The sequence below is a fragment of the Facilibium subflavum genome, assembly GCF_003574485.1.
GTDB lineage: Bacteria > Pseudomonadota > Gammaproteobacteria > Francisellales > Francisellaceae > Facilibium > Facilibium subflavum.
Window position 1 is genome coordinate 1 of the sequence record NZ_QLIT01000386.1, and the last position, 610, is coordinate 610.

The following is a 610-nucleotide window of genomic DNA, read 5'->3' on the forward strand; positions in this document are numbered from 1 at the left end:
TTATGCTAGTGTTCATGCAGCAAAATCGCTTAAAGAAGAAGGTATCGAGACAATCATGATCAACTGTAACCCAGAGACAGTTTCTACAGATTATGATACTTCTGATAAATTATACTTTGAACCTCTATGTGCTGAGAATGTTTTAAACATTATCAAAAATGAGATGCGTAAAGGTGAAGTACTTGGTGTAATCGTACAGTTCGGTGGCCAAACCCCACTAAAACTAGTATCTGCTCTTCATGAAAATAATATCCCAATACTAGGTACAGACCCTGATAAAATCGACCTAGCAGAGGATAGAGAAAGATTTAAAGAACTACTAGATAACGTTGGCCTAAAACAACCTCTAAACACTATTGCATATACTATTAATGAGCTAAAGAAAAATATTAGCAAAGTTGGCTATCCTGTAGTTGTCAGACCATCTAATGTACTCGGTGGTAGAGCTATGGAAATTGTCCACTCTCAAGAAGAGCTAAACTCTTATATTAATAAAAATGCTAAATGTATTCTTGAAGGGCCTATCTTGATTGATAAATTCCTAGAAAATGCCATTGAACTAGATGTTGATGCTCTTGCTGATGGTGGCGATCGTGTATTTGTGGCAGGG

Annotated in this window: 1 protein-coding gene; it reads left to right on the forward strand. The window is 36.4% G+C overall.

What is annotated here, in order from left to right; translation table 11 throughout:
- Nucleotides 1–610: carbamoyl phosphate synthase preATP-grasp domain-containing protein (locus DNK84_RS14085; RefSeq protein WP_456236422.1), on the forward strand; the 610-nt coding region annotated here is incomplete at both ends.